Origin of the sequence: Paenibacillus sp. FSL R10-2734 (assembly GCF_037963865.1) — a bacterium.
GTDB lineage: Bacteria > Bacillota > Bacilli > Paenibacillales > Paenibacillaceae > Paenibacillus_AQ.
The window spans coordinates 996655-1013983 of record NZ_CP150170.1 but is presented as its reverse complement, the minus strand read 5'-3'; the positions used below and the strand labels follow the sequence as shown (position 1 = coordinate 1013983).

The 17329-nt window shown below is 44.8% G+C and carries 13 protein-coding genes; 6 read left to right on the top strand and 7 right to left on the bottom strand.

Annotated features, from left to right (window positions below):
- Nucleotides 1–96: 96 nt before the first annotated feature.
- Nucleotides 97–570, bottom strand: coding sequence for a GNAT family N-acetyltransferase (locus tag NSS67_RS04590; RefSeq protein ID WP_339318526.1), 474 nt, complete (start codon nucleotides 568–570; stop codon nucleotides 97–99).
- Nucleotides 571–609: 39 nt separating this feature from the next.
- On the bottom strand, nucleotides 610–1749 hold the full coding sequence (gene fni / locus NSS67_RS04585; protein WP_339318525.1) for a type 2 isopentenyl-diphosphate Delta-isomerase: 1140 nt from the start codon (nucleotides 1747–1749) through the stop codon (nucleotides 610–612).
- A gap of 187 nt (nucleotides 1750–1936) precedes the next feature.
- Here fni and NSS67_RS04580 point away from each other — a divergent pair, with 187 nt between their 5' ends.
- Nucleotides 1937–3466 (top strand): phospholipase D family protein, encoded by a 1530-nt coding sequence (locus tag NSS67_RS04580; RefSeq protein ID WP_339318524.1) that lies wholly within the window; start codon nucleotides 1937–1939, stop codon nucleotides 3464–3466.
- A 101-nt stretch (nucleotides 3467–3567) separates the two neighbouring features.
- Here the strand turns inward: NSS67_RS04580 and cls are convergent, their stop codons facing one another.
- Nucleotides 3568–5076 carry a cardiolipin synthase gene (cls, locus tag NSS67_RS04575; protein WP_339318523.1) on the bottom strand — a complete coding sequence of 503 codons (1509 nt, stop codon included), beginning with the start codon at nucleotides 5074–5076 and terminating at the stop codon, nucleotides 3568–3570.
- A gap of 225 nt (nucleotides 5077–5301) precedes the next feature.
- Between cls and NSS67_RS04570 the strand changes: the two genes are divergently transcribed.
- The 3 genes from NSS67_RS04570 (at nucleotide 5302) to NSS67_RS04560 (ending at nucleotide 9664) form a co-directional block, all read left to right on the top strand.
- On the top strand, nucleotides 5302–6219 hold the full coding sequence (locus NSS67_RS04570; RefSeq protein WP_339318522.1) for a TetR/AcrR family transcriptional regulator: 918 nt from the start codon (nucleotides 5302–5304) through the stop codon (nucleotides 6217–6219).
- Between the two features lie 114 nt (nucleotides 6220–6333).
- Nucleotides 6334–9504, top strand: coding sequence for an efflux RND transporter permease subunit (locus NSS67_RS04565; protein WP_339318521.1), 3171 nt, complete (start codon nucleotides 6334–6336; stop codon nucleotides 9502–9504).
- A 25-nt stretch (nucleotides 9505–9529) separates the two neighbouring features.
- A complete protein-coding gene (locus NSS67_RS04560) occupies nucleotides 9530–9664 on the top strand; it encodes a hypothetical protein (protein WP_339318520.1) in 135 nt (44 codons plus the stop codon).
- Between the two features lie 289 nt (nucleotides 9665–9953).
- Here the strand turns inward: NSS67_RS04560 and NSS67_RS04555 are convergent, their stop codons facing one another.
- Nucleotides 9954–10646, bottom strand: a complete 693-nt coding sequence (locus NSS67_RS04555; RefSeq protein WP_339318519.1) for a molecular chaperone TorD family protein — start codon at nucleotides 10644–10646, stop codon at nucleotides 9954–9956.
- Nucleotides 10647–11063: 417 nt separating this feature from the next.
- Between NSS67_RS04555 and moaA the strand changes: the two genes are divergently transcribed.
- Complete coding sequence (gene moaA, locus NSS67_RS04550) at nucleotides 11064–12065, top strand: GTP 3',8-cyclase MoaA (RefSeq protein WP_339318518.1); 1002 nt, start codon at nucleotides 11064–11066, stop codon at nucleotides 12063–12065.
- 83 nt (nucleotides 12066–12148) lie between these two features.
- Here the strand turns inward: moaA and NSS67_RS04545 are convergent, their stop codons facing one another.
- The 3 genes from NSS67_RS04545 to NSS67_RS04535 are packed head-to-tail and all read right to left on the bottom strand — an operon-like array spanning nucleotide 12149 to nucleotide 15679.
- A complete protein-coding gene (locus NSS67_RS04545; protein WP_339318517.1) occupies nucleotides 12149–13219 on the bottom strand; it encodes a HAMP domain-containing sensor histidine kinase in 1071 nt (356 codons plus the stop codon).
- Complete coding sequence (locus NSS67_RS04540; protein WP_339318516.1) at nucleotides 13216–13893, bottom strand: response regulator transcription factor; 678 nt, start codon at nucleotides 13891–13893, stop codon at nucleotides 13216–13218. Before NSS67_RS04540 ends, NSS67_RS04545 begins: the two co-directional genes overlap by 4 nt.
- Nucleotides 13823–15679 (bottom strand): ABC transporter ATP-binding protein, encoded by a 1857-nt coding sequence (locus tag NSS67_RS04535; RefSeq protein ID WP_339318515.1) that lies wholly within the window; start codon nucleotides 15677–15679, stop codon nucleotides 13823–13825. The genes NSS67_RS04540 and NSS67_RS04535 overlap by 71 nt, the downstream gene beginning before the upstream one ends.
- Before the next feature lie 386 nt (nucleotides 15680–16065).
- Between NSS67_RS04535 and NSS67_RS04530 the strand changes: the two genes are divergently transcribed.
- Complete coding sequence (locus tag NSS67_RS04530) at nucleotides 16066–17289, top strand: MFS transporter (RefSeq protein ID WP_339318514.1); 1224 nt, start codon at nucleotides 16066–16068, stop codon at nucleotides 17287–17289.
- Nucleotides 17290–17329: the final 40 nt, after the last annotated feature.

Here is a 17329-nt window from a genome sequence, read left to right as displayed (position 1 = left end):
TTTTCTATTAATCCTAATTCAAATAGATTTGTCACAATTATTTACATTTTATAGAACAACAAAAAAAGACCTCCTTCGAGGTCTCCACGTTAAGTATTACAAATCTTTAGACATCGTGATGTCAGTTACGGTATATCCCATTTTTTTGTAGAGCTCAAATGCACGATTGTTCTGACCGAAGACATGTAACCCGATTTTGGTGACGTTCATCTCACGGGCTTCTTCATCGAGTGCGACCATAGCCTGCTTGCCATAGCCTTTACTCTGATACGGTTCAAAAATATAGAAATCATAAATGAAAGCTTCTCGGCCGCTGCGGCCTTCACTTACATTAAACCAGATGTATCCCACCTGGATATCACTACTTATTTCTACTATAGAATATAGATAAGCGCCATCTGTGCTCAATCCTTTAGGTAGAGACTTTGTTATGGCTTCCTCAGACAGCTTCATCGCGATTTCAGGATCCCAAGCGCCGGCTTTAATCTTATCTTCAGCGTAATCACGGGTAGCTTGACCTAAGAAAAATTGAAAGGCGGATTCGTCCATATGGACCAGTTTAATCATCATCTTTTTTTCACTTCCTCGCTTCTATATTTGCTAAATACTTTATTTACGTATTAAACGGGAAGTACCACGTAAAGTTGCTAAATCGGGAGCACCAATGCCAAACATCGCTATTTTAAGCTCCAGCTCTACTTGAGCTAATGCAGCGTCAAGCGCCTCCTCAGAATCTACAGCCGGCCCTAACAGATTGCGACCAAAGCCTGCTAAATCAGCACCAAGTGCCAATGCTTTTGCTGCATCTACGCCATGCTTCAATCCGCCGCTGCCAATCAAAGCCCCCTTCGGGGAGACTCCGCGTACCTCTGTAATGCACTCAGCCGTCGGAATACCCCAGTCCGCAAAAGCCTCAGCGGCTGCGCGCCGTATAGGGTCTACACTCCGGAATTTTTCCACCTGACTCCAAGAGGTTCCACCTGCGCCCGCCACATCAATAAAAGCTACTCCTGCATCATAAAGACGTGCTGCTGTATCACCGTCAATGCCCCAGCCCACCTCTTTCACACCTACTGGGACCTCAAGGGCGTGGCACACCTTCTCTATCTCCGATAGCAAGGACCCAAAGCCAGTGTTCCCTTCCGGTTGAAAGACCTCTTGAAGACCATTGAGATGCAGTACAAGAAAGTCTGCACCAGCAATATCTACAGCCCGGCGACATTCCTCAATTCCGAAACCATAGGATAGCTGTACCGCACCGATATTAGCAATGACCGGAATATCAGGTGCTTTATCCCGTACATAAAAGGTTGCTGTTAGCTCAGAGCGCTCCACCGCCGCCCGAACAGAACCAACACCTAGCGCCCATCCACGGTGCTGCGCCGCCTTCGCCAGTCTGGCATTAATCGCTCCGGTAGCTGCACTGCCGCCTGTCATCGAGCTGATCAGCAGCGGTGTACGCACCTCACGTTCCAAAAACGTAGTCTGCAATGATATATCATCAAAATTCAGCTCTGGAAGAGCATTATGCCGAAATCGGTAATGTTCAAACCCCGTAGTTACACCGACGCCACCGACTTCTTCATTTAGACAAAGACGTACATGTTCTATTTTGCGTTCACCTGTATTAGATGCAGGCAATAAAGACTTCTTGTCAGAAGCCTCTACAGTCGGTAGGCCATTGCCATGATCCGCGCCAGGCTGCCTATTCGCATCATATGGTACGGCCTCTTCTGGCGTATGATTCATGCTCCGTTCCTCCTATTCCTAAACTGCACTTATTATAACATATCCCTCTAGATGAATTTACAATATGAGGGGAGTGAAAATACGGGGCTGCTTCATCTTTCCCCACTAAGTGTTAATAGGATGGTAACATGCCGGAGCATATTAACACTAAGAAAGTGCTCTGCAATACTTTCAGGAGGAGCTACCGATGACATCAGATCGTGAACAACCCGTGCAGCTACAAACGATTCAGGATCAAACCCATATTTCTGCTCCTAAGAAACGCACCTCTTCACGACGCCGCAAACGAGTGATATGGGCTTTCTTCATTCTCATTCTCTGGCTAATCAGCGTAATGATATATCAGACACATAAACCTCTTCCCGCAGGGATTTCCTATGAAAGTCCCGTATACAAAGTGAATAATGTATCCTTTTGGCATGACCTAACTTATTCAGATGGTACCGACACAGGTAAACAAGAGGGTGAAATTCTTCCAAGAATTCTACAAATCATCGAGGAATCCAGGGAGTTCTTAGTCATTGACTTATTCCTATTTAATGACTATACCCATAAGGATCAGTCATTCCCTCCAGTCAGTCGAATGCTGACAGATAAATTAATTACTCAAAAGCAAGCCTATCCCGAAATGGAGATTGTCTTCATTACCGATGAGGTCAATACCAATTACAACTCAGCGCCCAATCAACTATTGGAAGAAATGAAGGCTGCTGGGATACGAGTCATCATGACCGATGTTAATGCTCTGCGAGATTCTACTCCTGCTTATTCAGCCGTCTGGCGCACCTTCATTCAATGGTTTGGACAATCAGGTAAAGGCCACATCCCCAATCTTATGGCAAGTGGGGGGCCAGATATTACTGCTCGATCGTACCTGAAGCTGCTAAATGTAAAAGCTAACCATCGCAAGGTGTTTGTTAGTGAGAATACCGCACTAATCTCCTCTGGTAATATTCACGATGCCAGCGCCTACCACTCCAATATTGCTTTGGAGGTACAAGGTCCAATTATAGCTGATATTCTCCAGACCGAGCAGGCGGCAATCAATCTTACAGATGCAGGTCCTCTGCTGCTTCACAAGCCCAACTTCACCCAAGAAAAGAGCTTACCGTCAACGGAACCTCTGGAGGTCCGCTATTTAACAGAAGGAAAGATATATAAATATGCGCTGCAAGACATCAAGTCCGCCCAGAAGGGGGATACCGTATGGATGGGTATGTTCTATCTTGCTGATGATGAAATTCTAGATGCGTTAGTAGAGGCTACTTCACGCGGGGCTAAGGTGAATCTGATCCTGGATCCAAATCAAAACGCCTTCGGTCGTGATAAAATCGGGATCCCCAACCGTCCAGTCGCCATGGACCTTAACAAGCGTACGAACGGCAAAATCTCTATTCGTTGGTACAATACAACCAGCGAGCAATATCATTCGAAGCTGCTCTTTATTGCCAAACAAACTGGCAGCTCCACCGTGCTTGGCGGTTCCACCAATTTCACCATTCGCAATCTAGATGACTACAATCTGGAGAATAATCTGTGGGTAGCTATGAAGCGAGATCAGCCACTCTTCACAGAAATGGAAGCCTACTTCAATCGGCTGTGGAATAACGAGGGTCATGAATTCACTTTGCCCCTTGAGGCCTATCAGAGCGATGTGACTTGGTTCAAATACATCCTGTACAGGCTGCAGACCAACTTGGGCTTTACTACTTTTTAAGGGACAAAAAGTATAGGTGCGAAGCTTATACTTTCATATATTTCAAAAAAACCACCGTAGAGAAGGCAATACCCTCTGCGGTGGTTTAATCTGTAATGAAGTTATAGCAGTGGAGACATTAATCTGGCGGCGGATTCCAGCATACGTACCACCATGCGTTTATTCATAAAGGTCTCGTGCACAATCTGAGTGGTAGACAATAAATCCCGTTCAAAATCAGCAACGATTCGTGTAACACTCTCTGTTTGAAGCAGCAATGCGTTAACCTCAAAGTTAAGATGGAAGCTCCGCATGTCCATATTCGCCGTACCAATGGTCGCTATTTCACCATCCACGATTAACAGCTTGGAGTGTATAAAGCCCTTCTCATATTCATAAATCTTCACGCCAGCCTCCAGCAATGCCGGGAAATAGGAGTGCGAAGCCAGAAACGGAATCCATTTATCCGGCTTAGCAGGGAATAACAACCGAACATCTAAACCGGAGATAGCCGCTACACGTATCGCAGTCAGGATATCCTCGTCCGGAATGAAGTACGGGCTGGCAATCCATACAGATTTTTCAGCAGAGGTGATCATGGAGAAAAATATATTTTTTAGCGCACGGCGTTCGTTATCCGGTCCACTGGCAATGATTTGTACTGCTCCGTCACCTGTCATAAAGTGTAGCTGTGGCGTGAGATAATCCTGCTCCAGTATTTTTTCACCCGTAGTATGCATCCAATCTTGCAAGAAAATAATTTGCATCGTCCGTACCGCTTCGCCTCTAACCAACATATGAGTGTCGCGCCAGAATCCATAAGTTTTGCTGCGGCTTAAATATTCATCCCCCACATTGAGTCCACCCATGAACCCGACATCACCGTCAATGACGACGATTTTTCGATGATTCCGGTAATTGACCCGGCTAGAGAAAAAGGAGGTGGAATTACCGTACGAAGCCACCTGTACTCCAGCATCACTCATTTCCTTCAAAAAGGATCTAGAAAGCTGAAAGCTACCTACGGCATCATACATAAATCGGACAGACACACCTGCACGCGCCTTCGCGATCAAAATCTGTTGAATACGTGTTCCAATGTGATCCGCCCGGAAGATGTAATACTCCATATGTATATGGTGCTTAGCTTGTCGCAGCTCTAGCAGTAATGTCCCAAACGTCTCTTCACCATTGGTGAGAATGCGTGTTTCTGAAGCAAAGGAAATAGGCGTTCGCGCTAAAGTCTTGGATAACAACAGCAGTTTTTGGCGCGAGGAGTCAAAAACCGACCAATCTTGATGCGTACGCAAAGCGTCATTCTCAATCCGCTCATAGGCCATGAGATCTCGTTGTGCTTTTTTATCATATTTACGGCGCTTGAATACATTCTGCCCAAATAGAAAATAGAAGACCAGGCCCAGCACCGGGATCAACGCAAGCAAAAGAATCCATGACATCGTTGTAGAAGGATTACGATTCTCCATAAAAATAGCCAAGCTAATCGAAATGACTGTCAGTGTGGAGAAAATACTAATAATCGTTCCGGCAGTACTTCCAAAAATACCAAAACCAAAATAATAAAATGCTATGAAAGCCCCAATGATAATTATAGTTTGAAGTCCTCTTCTCATACTGTACCTACCTTCTTATTCATACGAGCAACACTGTATTGACACATTTATATATTACATGAAGAACCTATTTCTTCCTAGACAATACTGTGTAAAAGTCTATTTACGACAAAACTGTAACCCTTCTGTTCTGAAATTTGTAATGACAGGATGTATCGAATATAATTATTTTGACCAATTAGTCAATTATAGAACTGGGTAGTCAGAAAGGAGGTTATCCCCCCAATGAGTGATAAAACAGTGGACAAGCAGGAACAGATTATTAAGATCGCCATGCAGTTATTCGCTGTAAAAGGCTCCTCTTCTACGTCCATGCAAGAGATCGCTGAATTATGCGGAATTTCGAAGGGAAGCTTGTATCTAGTATTCAAATCAAAAGAAGAACTGGAACGCAGTATTTTCCTCTATTGTTACCGAATGATTCGTGATCCTTTATTACGTGAAGAACAAGAAACCCAAAGAACACCGCGTGAGAAGCTTAGGAATCAAATAGAAATTCTACTGAGTCATGTGTACGAATTACGTGAGTTCTTGCAGCGTCAAATTCAGGAAGTTGCCGGAAAAGGATTTGATACGGAAGTACCAGAATGGCTACGTAGAAACAATGCTTCCTTCTTACGCTGGTTTCAGGTGAAGATGGAGACCCTTTATGGAAAAGACATCGTTCCTTATACCGGAGATTTATGTATTGTTGGACATGGACTGATCAAATCATATATTGCAGTTATTTTTCGTCAGGATACCCATTTGTCCATTGCCGTTATGGCTGATCATCTTATGAATCTATTGGATATTATTGTATCCGGTCTTCTTACAAGTAAGCAGGCTCCACTCATTAACTCTACTATTTTAGCAAGCTGGATGGAGGAGAATGAAGAGAGCAAGCGTAAGAATCCACTAAAGCTCATAAAAGAAATGAAGGCTGTGGTCAGTAAATTAAAGGGTATAGAATCCGATGAGATTGCCGACTTGCTGGAATCACTCAACATTCTAGAAGGCGAAGTTCTCTTGCCTCACCCACGAAAAGCGATCATACAGGGGATGTTGTCCAACCTCCAAGTCCGCTCAGAGCTCACTACGGAATTGGAAGAATTGAGGAAGCTGGTTCCCTCATTATCACATCATTCATGCGTATTTCGTTAATTGCTCTATAAAGAGTTCGTGAGAGAGAAGAACATGGATAGCGAGTATTATACATTTTCAAAATGGCGTCCTATTTCATAAAGAAAAGGCCCGAGAGGAGCAGAATCAAAACTTATGAAAAGCTTAATTAATTTCTCGCTCAGGAACAAATTTGCAATTTGGCTTCTGACGATAATTATTGTATTTGCCGGTTTATATAGCGGGCTTACGATGAAGCAAGAAACCTTACCTAATATTAGTATTCCCTATCTTAGCATTACAACTATTTATCCCGGGGCTGCACCTGAAGGTGTCGTAAACGATGTCAGCAAACCTTTGGAGCAGAAGCTACGCAATGTGGATGGTGTAAAAACGATTACCTCCACTTCGCTAGAGAACGCCTCCAGTATCCAGATCGAGTTCGATTATGGTACGAATCTGGATAATGCGACAGCAGCAGTTCGTGAGGCTCTAAATGAGGTCTCTCTGCCAGACGATGTGCAGAAGCCTTCCATTTCCCGTTTTAGCCTTAGCTCAATGCCTGTCGTCTCCCTCAGTTTATCCAATGGGGATTCAGAAGATCTTGAGGAACTAACCCGTATTGTCGAGAACGATATTCGCCCTGCCCTCGAGGATGTTGAGGGTGTTGCTTCTATACAAATCTCTGGACAATACGTCAAAGAAGTTTCACTTAAGTTCAATCAAGAGAAGCTCGATCAATACGGACTCACCGAAGATACGGTTAAAGGTATCATTCAAGGCTCTTCCCTCCGTGTTCCACTAGGACTGTTCGAGATGGACAAAGCGCAAAAGGCAGTTGTCGTGGATGGCAACGTCACTACCGTTGAGGATCTTAAAAATGTGACCATTCCAGTTATGCCAACTGGTGCTACGGGCGCTGCTGGGGTTGGTTCTCCTGGAGCTGGAGCTACTGGTGCTGCCGGAGCAGGTGCTGGAAGTGCCGCTGGTGCAGGCGCTGCTGGCGGAGCTGCAAATATGGGACTGCCAACCGTGAAGCTGGGAGAGCTTGCCACAATTGAGGTTGTTGGGAATTCTGAATCCATCTCCCGTACGAATGGTAAAGAATCAATCGGTATCCAGATTGTCAAAGCCAATGATGCCAATACAGTTGATGTTGTAAATGGCGTGAAAGACAAGACAGAAGAATTAAAGGCACAATATAAAGGTATTGACCTTACGATTCTGCTTGACCAAGGTAAGCCGATTGAAGACTCCGTAAATACAATGCTGTCCAAAGCGGTATTTGGTGCCCTTTTCGCAGTAATTATCATTTTGGTTTTCCTACGGAATATTCGTTCGACGATCATTTCTATCATCTCTATTCCATTATCTCTGCTGATCGCAGTACTATGTCTGCGTCAGATGGATATTACGCTTAATATGATGACCCTTGGAGCGATGACCGTTGCCATCGGGCGGGTAGTCGATGACTCGATTGTAGTCATAGAGAACATATACCGAAGGCTCTCCTTATCCGGCGAGAAACTGAAAGGCCGGGAATTGATCAGTGCATCCACACGTGAAATGTTCGTACCGATCATGTCCTCTACAATTGTAACCATTGCGGTGTTCTTACCGCTTGCTTTGGTTAGTGGTATGGTTGGCGAGCTGTTCCTGCCTTTCGCTTTAACCATGGTCTTCGCCCTGCTCGCTTCATTAGTAGTTGCGATTACCCTAGTTCCTGCCATGGCTCACTCCCTGTTCCGCAATGGATTGAAGGGTAAGAAAACCCACAGTGAGAAACCAGACAAGCTAGCTGCCGGTTATCAAAAAATTCTGAACTGGTGTCTTTCTCATAAGCTCGTTACGTTTGGAGTAGCGGTTCTCCTCCTTGCGGGCAGCTTGTTCCTAATCAAGCCTATCGGCGTTAGCTTTATGCCTTCCCAAGAGGATAAAACGGTTATGTTAACTTACTCACCGAAGGCTGGACAAAGAACTGAAGAAGTTCAAGAGCAAGGCCTGAAAGCTGAGAAATATATTTTAGCGCAGCAGCATGTTGATAAAATGCAATATTCTATCGGCGGCGGCGGCCCGATGGGTATGGGCGGATCTAGCAACTCAGGACTCTTCTTCATCGTTTATGATAGTAATACTCCTGATTTCGACAACGTTAAAGAGAAGTTAATTGAAGGCTTAACCGCAGAAGTCCCAGATGGTGTGTGGGGTGATATGTCCGCCATGATGAGCGGAGGTATGGGTGGAAGCACTCTAACCGTGAATGTATTCGGTGACGAGCTGGATCAGATTAAGCCAGTCGCGGATGAGATTGCCAAAATCGTTCAGGCTGACACCACTAATTTCAAGGATGGAGAAACAAGTCTCAAAGAAGCTTACGATCAATATACGATTGTAGCGGATCAAGAGAAGCTTAGCTCCCTTGGACTTACAGCGGGACAAATTGCGATGAAGCTTGCTCCTGCAGGTACACGTCCAGTACTCACAGAAGTAGAAATGGACGGCAAGAACTACAAGGTCTATATCGAAACAGATAAAGAAACGTATAAGAGTATTAAAGAAATGGAAGAGGCAACATTGACTTCACCACTAGGCATCTCCGTGCCAATCGGGCAAGTCGCTAAAATTGAAAATGGCTCTTCCCCTGACTCGATTACTCGGATGGACGGTAAAATGAAGGTGGATGTCACTGCCGAGATTATTTCGAGTGACGTCAATAGTGCTTCAAACAGCGTGAAGGAAAAAGTAGACGCTATGGACTTACCTGATGGCGTAACGGTCAGCTTCGGTGGTGTAACCGAGCAGATCAATGATACATTTGGTCAATTAGGTATTGCTATGGCGGCTGCTATTGCCATCGTATACTTCGTGCTTGTGGTTACATTTGGCGGTGGATTAGCTCCATTTGCTATCCTGTTCTCACTTCCTTTCACAGTTATCGGGGTACTCGTTGCCCTTCTGATCGCTGGGGAAACCTTAAACGTCTCCTCCCTCATGGGTGCGCTGATGTTGATTGGTATCGTAGTCACGAATGCGATAGTCCTCATCGACCGCGTTATTCATAAGGAAAAAGAAGGACTTACCACGCGTCAAGCCTTGCTAGAAGCAGGCGGCACACGTTTACGTCCAATTCTGATGACTGCACTTGCAACGATTGGTGCATTGCTGCCGCTGGTTTCAGGACTTGAAAACAGTGCAGGGATCATCTCCAGAGGACTAGGAGTTACAGTTATCGGCGGTTTGATCAGTTCCACGTTACTGACACTTGTAGTAGTTCCAGTCGTGTATGAGTTCCTGATGAAATTCCGCAGCAAAAAGGTAATTGACTAGAACATTTGATGCAAATCAAGTGAGCATGCTTAATCAAGAAGCTGCCCCAAAAGTAGTGAATACTACTTATGGGGCAGCTTCTTTTTATTGTAATGGGCAAAGTAACGGGGGCTACCTAACCATTCGACTTTTTGGGTTGGGTGATGGGCGGTGGGTCTAACAACTAATTAAGGAAAAACTAAACTCCCTCTAAATTTCCGATAATTGCGCTAAATTAATGAAATCAGGGAATTCCTCCCTGTAAATTAGCTAGTTTGCCTAATTTATCGCCAAATCAGGCGAAATATAGGGAGGTTTTCCCTAATCATACGTCTTGTGACCAATAATCCCAGAATTATAGGGAGGAATTCCCTGATTATTCTTCTAGAGCTTCAATTCACTTAGATCACTCCATAGCACGAAAAACCCGACCTAAATTATAGGCCGGGTTTTGTAATATTAAAGTACTCCTATACCATTGTCGCTGCACTGGTCTCCAGTGAAGCTCTCCAGGAACGCAGCATTTGCAGATCAAGGGGTAGAAATTCCGCGAGCATATGGGAGAGTCCCAAATACAATGTACTTTCTGTTGCTGCGTTCAATTTCTCGCAGAACTGTGGAGTCCATTGCAGTAAATGCTCTTCCAAAAAGGCTACCTGAATATCAAGTAGATCCATAGCACTTCTTATTGAAAAGCTGTTATACAACATACGCTCATGCATCACTGCCATAAACTCCAGCTCAATAGCAATATGATCATCAGCTTCACCATTACATTTGTTGAATACAATTCCTGCAGAAGTATACACATCAGCAAGCACGTTGCAGAAATCTTCCGAACGCCCCAGTATAGCTGCTTCACGTAAATTAAAGGAACTTACTGTCTGTTCATGCATAAGCCGTTTATATTCTTGGATCTCTTTCTCACATATATAAGGGAGCTTGTTCGGTTCCTGACTCAAATAGCGCTTCAGTTCCCGCCCGCCTTCCGTCATCTCTGCAGCAACGCGCATCTTGCGATTTTGGCTCCACTGAGCCACAAGAGAGAGTGATGGTTTTCTACCCAAAAAATCCACTAAAAGCTGATATATTAATCCCCGACTTTCCAACCAATGGCTAAATGCCTCCGGCACGGCGAGCGATGGAACAGTTTGCATAGTCATTTTGCAAATCCTCCTCAATGGGTTTCCCGGTCACACACCATCACATGATCGACGTGCAATTTCCGGTATCCTTTCTGTTTCGCAAAAGTGAACGTAAAAAGTAATCCGCACCTAGATTATATCGGATATTTTAAACGCTTTCCGTGAGCATTCTATGTCTAATCACATCATTTGTCGTACTTTTGTCACATTCTCACAAGGCTGTTTCGGCTTGATCATTCTCTTTAGTTTGTCCATTATTTTGCAATAAAACCATAAACCTCTTTCTTCAAAAAAAGAGCTGTTTAACTCGTCCAATACTTTGCTCATTGACGTACTCCCGAGCGATCTTTAAAATTCTAAACAAGTACAACCGCCTTCGTCTTCTCTCAAGGAGGGAAAGGATTTAAAATACCAACAAATGAAGGGAGCAACGCTATGGAGCCGCTGACGGACCCTTTTGGGCGTTTACACGATTACATCCGCATTTCGGTTACCGACCGCTGCAACCTGCGTTGCATTTATTGTATGCCAGCGGAAGGGATGGAATTCCAGCCGAAGGACGAGATTCTGAGTTATGAGGAAATCACCTCAGTTGTAGAATCACTAGCACCACTCGGATTACGTAAGGTACGGCTAACAGGCGGAGAACCTCTTGTTCGTAAAGATCTGGAGAAGCTAGTGGCTATGATATCCGCCATTCCTGGGATCGACGATATTTCACTGACTACAAATGGTTTAATGCTTCCGGCAAAAGCAGCGCTGCTAAAAGCAGCCGGTCTGTCACGGGTGAACATCAGCCTAGACTCTTTACGGCAGGATCGATTCTCTATGATTACGCGAGGCGGTGAGGTCTCCAAGGTACTAAAGGGGATCGAGGCAGCACAAGCTGCTGGGCTGGAGCCGATCAAGCTTAACGTTGTGTTAATGAAAGGGATTAATGATGACGAGATCAAAGACTTCATCTCCCTTACGATGAACAGTCCACTAAATGTACGCTTTATTGAATATATGCCTATCGGAAGCGCTACTGATTCTTGGCGCCAATCCTATCTGCCGCTCGAAACTGTTATAGAAGCTTGTACCGCAGCCGGATGGGAAACCGAAGAAGCGGAGATGCCATCTGGTAATGGCCCTTCCCAGAATCGGCGGGTTATTGGAGCTCAAGGAACGTTCGGTCTGATCCATCCCGTGAGCGATCACTTCTGCGATAACTGCAATCGCCTGAGACTCACAGCAGATGGTCATATCAAAGCTTGTCTGTATTGGGCAGATGAATACCATGTGCGCCCTTTAATCAGCGACCGTGCAGCGGTGCAAGCCTTATTCCGAAAAGCACTGGGCAACAAGCCCCATAACCACGAAATGGCCTTAGCCTTGGAGAAAAAAGCACAAAGCCACACGCCGACGGCTCGGCGCATGTCTCAAATTGGAGGCTAGTCTGTCTCATTAAAAACGCCGCTTTCCCCAAGCATTCTGGGGAAAGCGGCGTTTCGTTTAAGATAAAAGATAGCTACTCTGCTCTACTTACTATTTATTTCATTTGTATTTTTTACTGGCAAGCTCACTATAAAAGCCGTCCCTTCACCAGGTCGACTAGCTACGGTTACTTTACCCTCGTGCAGCTCAACGATCTTCTTCACCAGCGATAGGCCCAGTCCACTACCTCCCCCGCTCGCGGTTCTAGCTTTGTCTGCCTTATAGAAGCGATCAAAGATGCGTGGTAGGTCTTCTTCAGAGATACCAATCCCGCTATCTTGAATCTCCACCTCTACTCGCCCATCTACTGTTCGAAGCTTGATATGAATACATCCATTCTGAGAAGTAAATTTAATGCTGTTATGAAGAAGATTAGTCCAGACCTGGGTCATTAAATCTTTAACCGCAGAGAACTTCACTTCTTCCAGCTCAGCCTCTACCTCAATATTTTTCTCCAGCCACTGTGGCTCAGAAGCCAGAATCGTATCTCTAAGCTGCTTATCCAGGCGATAGACCTGATTTTCAAACGGAAAATTGCCCGATTCGAGCGCCGAAAGCTTCAATAAATTATCACTGAGCCCAGATACGCGGGTGCTCTCAGCCACAATAATATCAATATAGTGCCTCCTACTCTCCTTACTTAAGGTTTCGTCCTTCAATGCAAGCGCAAACCCTCGAATGGAAGTTAGTGGAGATTGAATTTCATGCGATACATTGGAGATGAAATCCTGGCGCATAGTCTCCATCTGGCTCAGCTCACTAGCCATTTCATTAATGCTCTCTACAATTTCGCCGAATTCACGGTATTCCCTATTTTGTTCAAGTACAACATTAAAATCTCCCTTAGAGATACGGCGAATCCCATCAATAATCGATTTATAAAGAACACGTTCCCAGCCGCGAAAGAAGGTGGAAAACAACAAGAATATCAGCATCAAAATCACTAAGCCAACTAAAACAGTAATCAATTGCAAAACATACTCTGAGGGTGACCAACCCCAAGCAGCACTCAATTTGTTCATTAGAAAATAAGCCGCAGTCCAGCTAAGCGCAGCTGCACCAAAAAAAGCAATAAACATTAAAGTATGCTGCGCAATACTCTTAAGCATTTTCATGCATGACCCTCCAACCGATAACCAAGACCACGGATCGTCCGAATAACGAACCCATAGTTATCTTGATTAAAACGTTCACGTAAACGGTTGATATGCACATCCAGCGTTCGCTCATTCCCCTCAAAATCATAACCCCAAATCTCTTCGATCAACCTATCTCTAGTCAACGTCTGACCCGGATAACTGCCTAGCTTAAATAGGAGCTCGAACTCTTTAAGTGGTAGCGTGATCTCTCCATATTCCGAGGAGACCTCATAGGTTTTGCGATTCATTCGCAATCGACCCACGGTCACACTTTGCGCGGCAGAAATCTGGTAGCGCTTGAGCAGCGCCTTAACTCTCGCAATCAGTACAACCGGCTCAAATGGCTTGACCAGATAATCATCGCTTCCCAGCTCAAACCCTTTTACAATTTGTGAGGTTTCCCCTTTGGCGGTCAGCATTAAGATCGGGAAATCATAGTTTTGGCGCATCCGCCGGCATAGCTCCCAGCCGTCCATATTGGGCATCATCACATCAATAATGGCTAAATCTACGTTGTTGCTCCCGAGAAGCTGAAGAGCCTCCAGTCCATCGGAAGCCCCATAGATCTCATCCATCCCCTCAGCTCTCAGAAATACTTCTACCAATTCGCGGATGTGCGGATCGTCGTCCACTACTAGTATTTTTGTCATCGATCACTGGAGCCTCCTCTTCATTATCACGAACCTCAGGGTTATTCATTTGTAGCTGCTGGGTGGCAAATTCCCGGTATAGCTCATGATTGTCCAGCAGCTCTTCATGTCTTCCCATTCCGGTAATCTGACCCTTTTCCATAAAAATAATCTGGTCTGCATTTACAACCGTAGCCAAACGATGAGCAATTACAACCGTGGTACGGCCCTTCATCAAATTGGACAGCGCCTTCTGTACCACCGCCTCCGATTGACTATCGAGACTGGAAGTAGCTTCATCAAGCATAAGAATCTTCGGATTCCGCAGCAGTGCTCTGGCAATGGCAATCCGTTGCCGTTGTCCACCAGACAGCTTCACGCCTCTTTCACCAACATCCGTATTATATCCTTCTGGAAGTGCATCAATAAAGCCATCGGCATAAGCCATTGCTGCAGCGGAGCGCATTTCCTCCCTGCTAACGTCCCGATCTAATCCGTAGGTTAAATTCTCAGCAATCGTACCGGCCAATAGTGGGCTTTCCTGTGAGACGTACCCTATAAGCTTCCGCCACGAACGCAGTGAGAAAGTAGACACTGGCATGTCACCAAGCTTAATCAGTCCTGACAGAGGCTCATAAAATCGTTCGAGCAACGAGAACAATGTGGTCTTACCGCCCCCACTCGGTCCGACAATAGCCGTCACCTGACCCGGAAGCATACGGAAGCTTACATCGGTCAATACGTTCTCACCATTTTTATATCCAAAGCTTAAACCCTCTACCGAGATTGGCCCCTCTGTGCCATTCGCCTCCACCTGTCCTTCATATACTTCCTCTTCCGCCGCCAGGGTCTCAATAATACGCTCTGAGGCACCCTTGGCCTTCTGAATTTGTGTGAAGAACGTGGTCAATTGAGTAAGTGGCATAATGATTTGAATAAGATAAAGAATAAAGGCGACTAGTTCACCCGCCGTCAGAACACCGGAAGATACCTGCATTCCGCCATAACCGATAATAACCACTAGCAGCATCATAAATACAAAGGAAACGAGCGGACTGATCATAGCGCTAATCTTGCCTTCGCGTATGCCAAAGGAGAGCAGGTTCATAATTCCGGTCTTGCCTGCCTCATATTCTTTCTTCTCTGCACCTGAAGATTTCACCAAACGGATCTCTGACAATACACCACTAAGCGTAGCGGTAAAGGAAGCTGTCTCGTCTTGCATACCTTTGGATATTTTGTACATCTGCCGACCAAGCGGCACCAGAATCAACGCAGATAAAGGAAGCACGGTGAACAGAACAAGCGTCATTTTCCAGTTTAAAAATAACAGCACTGCAATAGAGCCCACTATGGAAATCACTCCGGTAAATAAACTGGCTAAATGTTCAGAAATCAGCGTTTTGATGATCCCTGTATCATTCGTCATGCGGCTGACGCTTTCTCCCGTTCGGTTGTCGTTGTAATAAGCCACAGGTAGAACTAGAAATTTACGCCATAGCCGATCCCGTAGACCTGCAACCATCTTCTGCCCAACATAATTCAACAGATAGATGGAGATCCCTCCAGCAATGGTCTGGGCAATAAATGCAGCTGCTATGCCTACAATCTGCAGCTTGCTAACAGAGGCCAATGAGAAGCCATCCACCAGATTCTTTGTGAACATCGGAATCACCAAACTGACCAATGTTGATATCATACTTAGTGCAATGGCTATAGCCAATAAGCCGTATGAAGGCTTGGTTTCTCTTAGTAGCGTTAGAAATGGCTTCAGTGCCGTCTTGCCCTTGGTTTCGGATTTCTTCATAATATTAACTCCCTCTTTTCTTGGTAGCTCTACGAGGAAAGTGTAGTACTATCTTTCTCGCCTTAAACCCATACTATAATCAGATTGTAAACTGAAGTTAAACCCGTATTCCGTCAAGCTCCAACAGCGCCTTGTCACTTCCCATCTTCCGGGAATAGCCACTGGTCAAAATAACACCCGTTACGCTTTACATATATACCACCTATGCTCTTATTTCATGCGTTTTTTGTCGCTTATCGTCTCAAACATAAATAAACTCCAAAATAATGTAAAAAAGTAAAAAAGGGTGTTTGTATCCCTTTTCAACACGTGTTACAGTGATAGAAGGGCCTAATATTGGCAATTATACTCCAGGCAAGATATTTAGTGAGAAAGGAGTGAACCATTTGCGAAAAGGCGTTATTCCGTCTTCTATCACGTCTTTAAAATGGTTCAATTTTTTTGTATACGGAACCATGGTCCTCTTCACCAGCTTCTTTCAGCTGTACCTGCTGGATGTGGGGATGACTAAATTAGAGATCGGTGCCTTATTCTCTGTTGGAGCATTGGTGTCCATTATTGCGAATCCATTCTGGGCGTTCTGGACAAACCGTACTCAGAATATACGCCGTATCATTTTGTTTATGTTAATCGGAATGCTAGTGTTATCCCAATCAATGTTTCGAGCAAATACATATGAAACGATCTACAACTCCATTATTTTATTTTATTTTTTTCAAGGACCGCTATTCGCTCAAAGCAACACGATGATTCTCAGCTATATTGATGGAACCAACCACCGCTTCCGTTCTTTCCGGCTTTGGGGTTCATTGGGGTGGGCTATCATAGCGATTGTCGCCGGTTTTATCCTTGATTGGGCTAATGTATCCATCCTGTCCTATCTATTTACAGCGTTACTGTTTGCATCAATACTATCCATTCTTGTATTACCTAAACTTAACCATACCATCGTGATGGCTCCGATGCCGTTTAAGGGCATGAGCAAGTTAATTTTTAATCCCTTCTTCTTGTGCTTTTTATTATTTGGTATTCTGGTTTCCATACCGAACACTATGAACACCACATTTATATCTTTGTATATTACGGATCTGGGCGGTTCTAAAAAAATGATTGGTCTAGCGGTATTCCTGTCCTCTATTTTGGAGGTAGGTGTATTTGTTCTCTGTGACCGACTACTTAAACGTAAAATTTCTGTTTTGCTCGGTTGGCTTGCATTGGTAAGTGGTTTGTTTGTTCTGCGCTGGTGGTTTATGGCTGAAGCCACTACAGCCCTTCAAGTGGTGCTCGTTCAGATTTTACACTGCATAACGTTCGGCGGCTTCTTCTATGTAGGTACTCAATTGACGATGCTCCTGATTCCACGGTCTTACCGTTCTTCCGGACAAGCGCTCTACACGCTCAGCTGGAGCGGTATAGCCGGTATTATTGGAGGTCTTCTCGGAGGATGGATGTATCAGAATCTAGGTGCACAGAGCATGTATCAGGCCGGTGTATTCATGACACTCTTTGGAACGCTTGGCTTTGGTTTCATGTGGCTCTTTGTTAACAGTGGTGGGTACCACCCTCCTTCAGAGGAAGAGGACGAGATCTGCGAAATCGAAATATTATAATTCAAAAAAAAGAAGGCTCAGACGTACCTATTCAGGACGT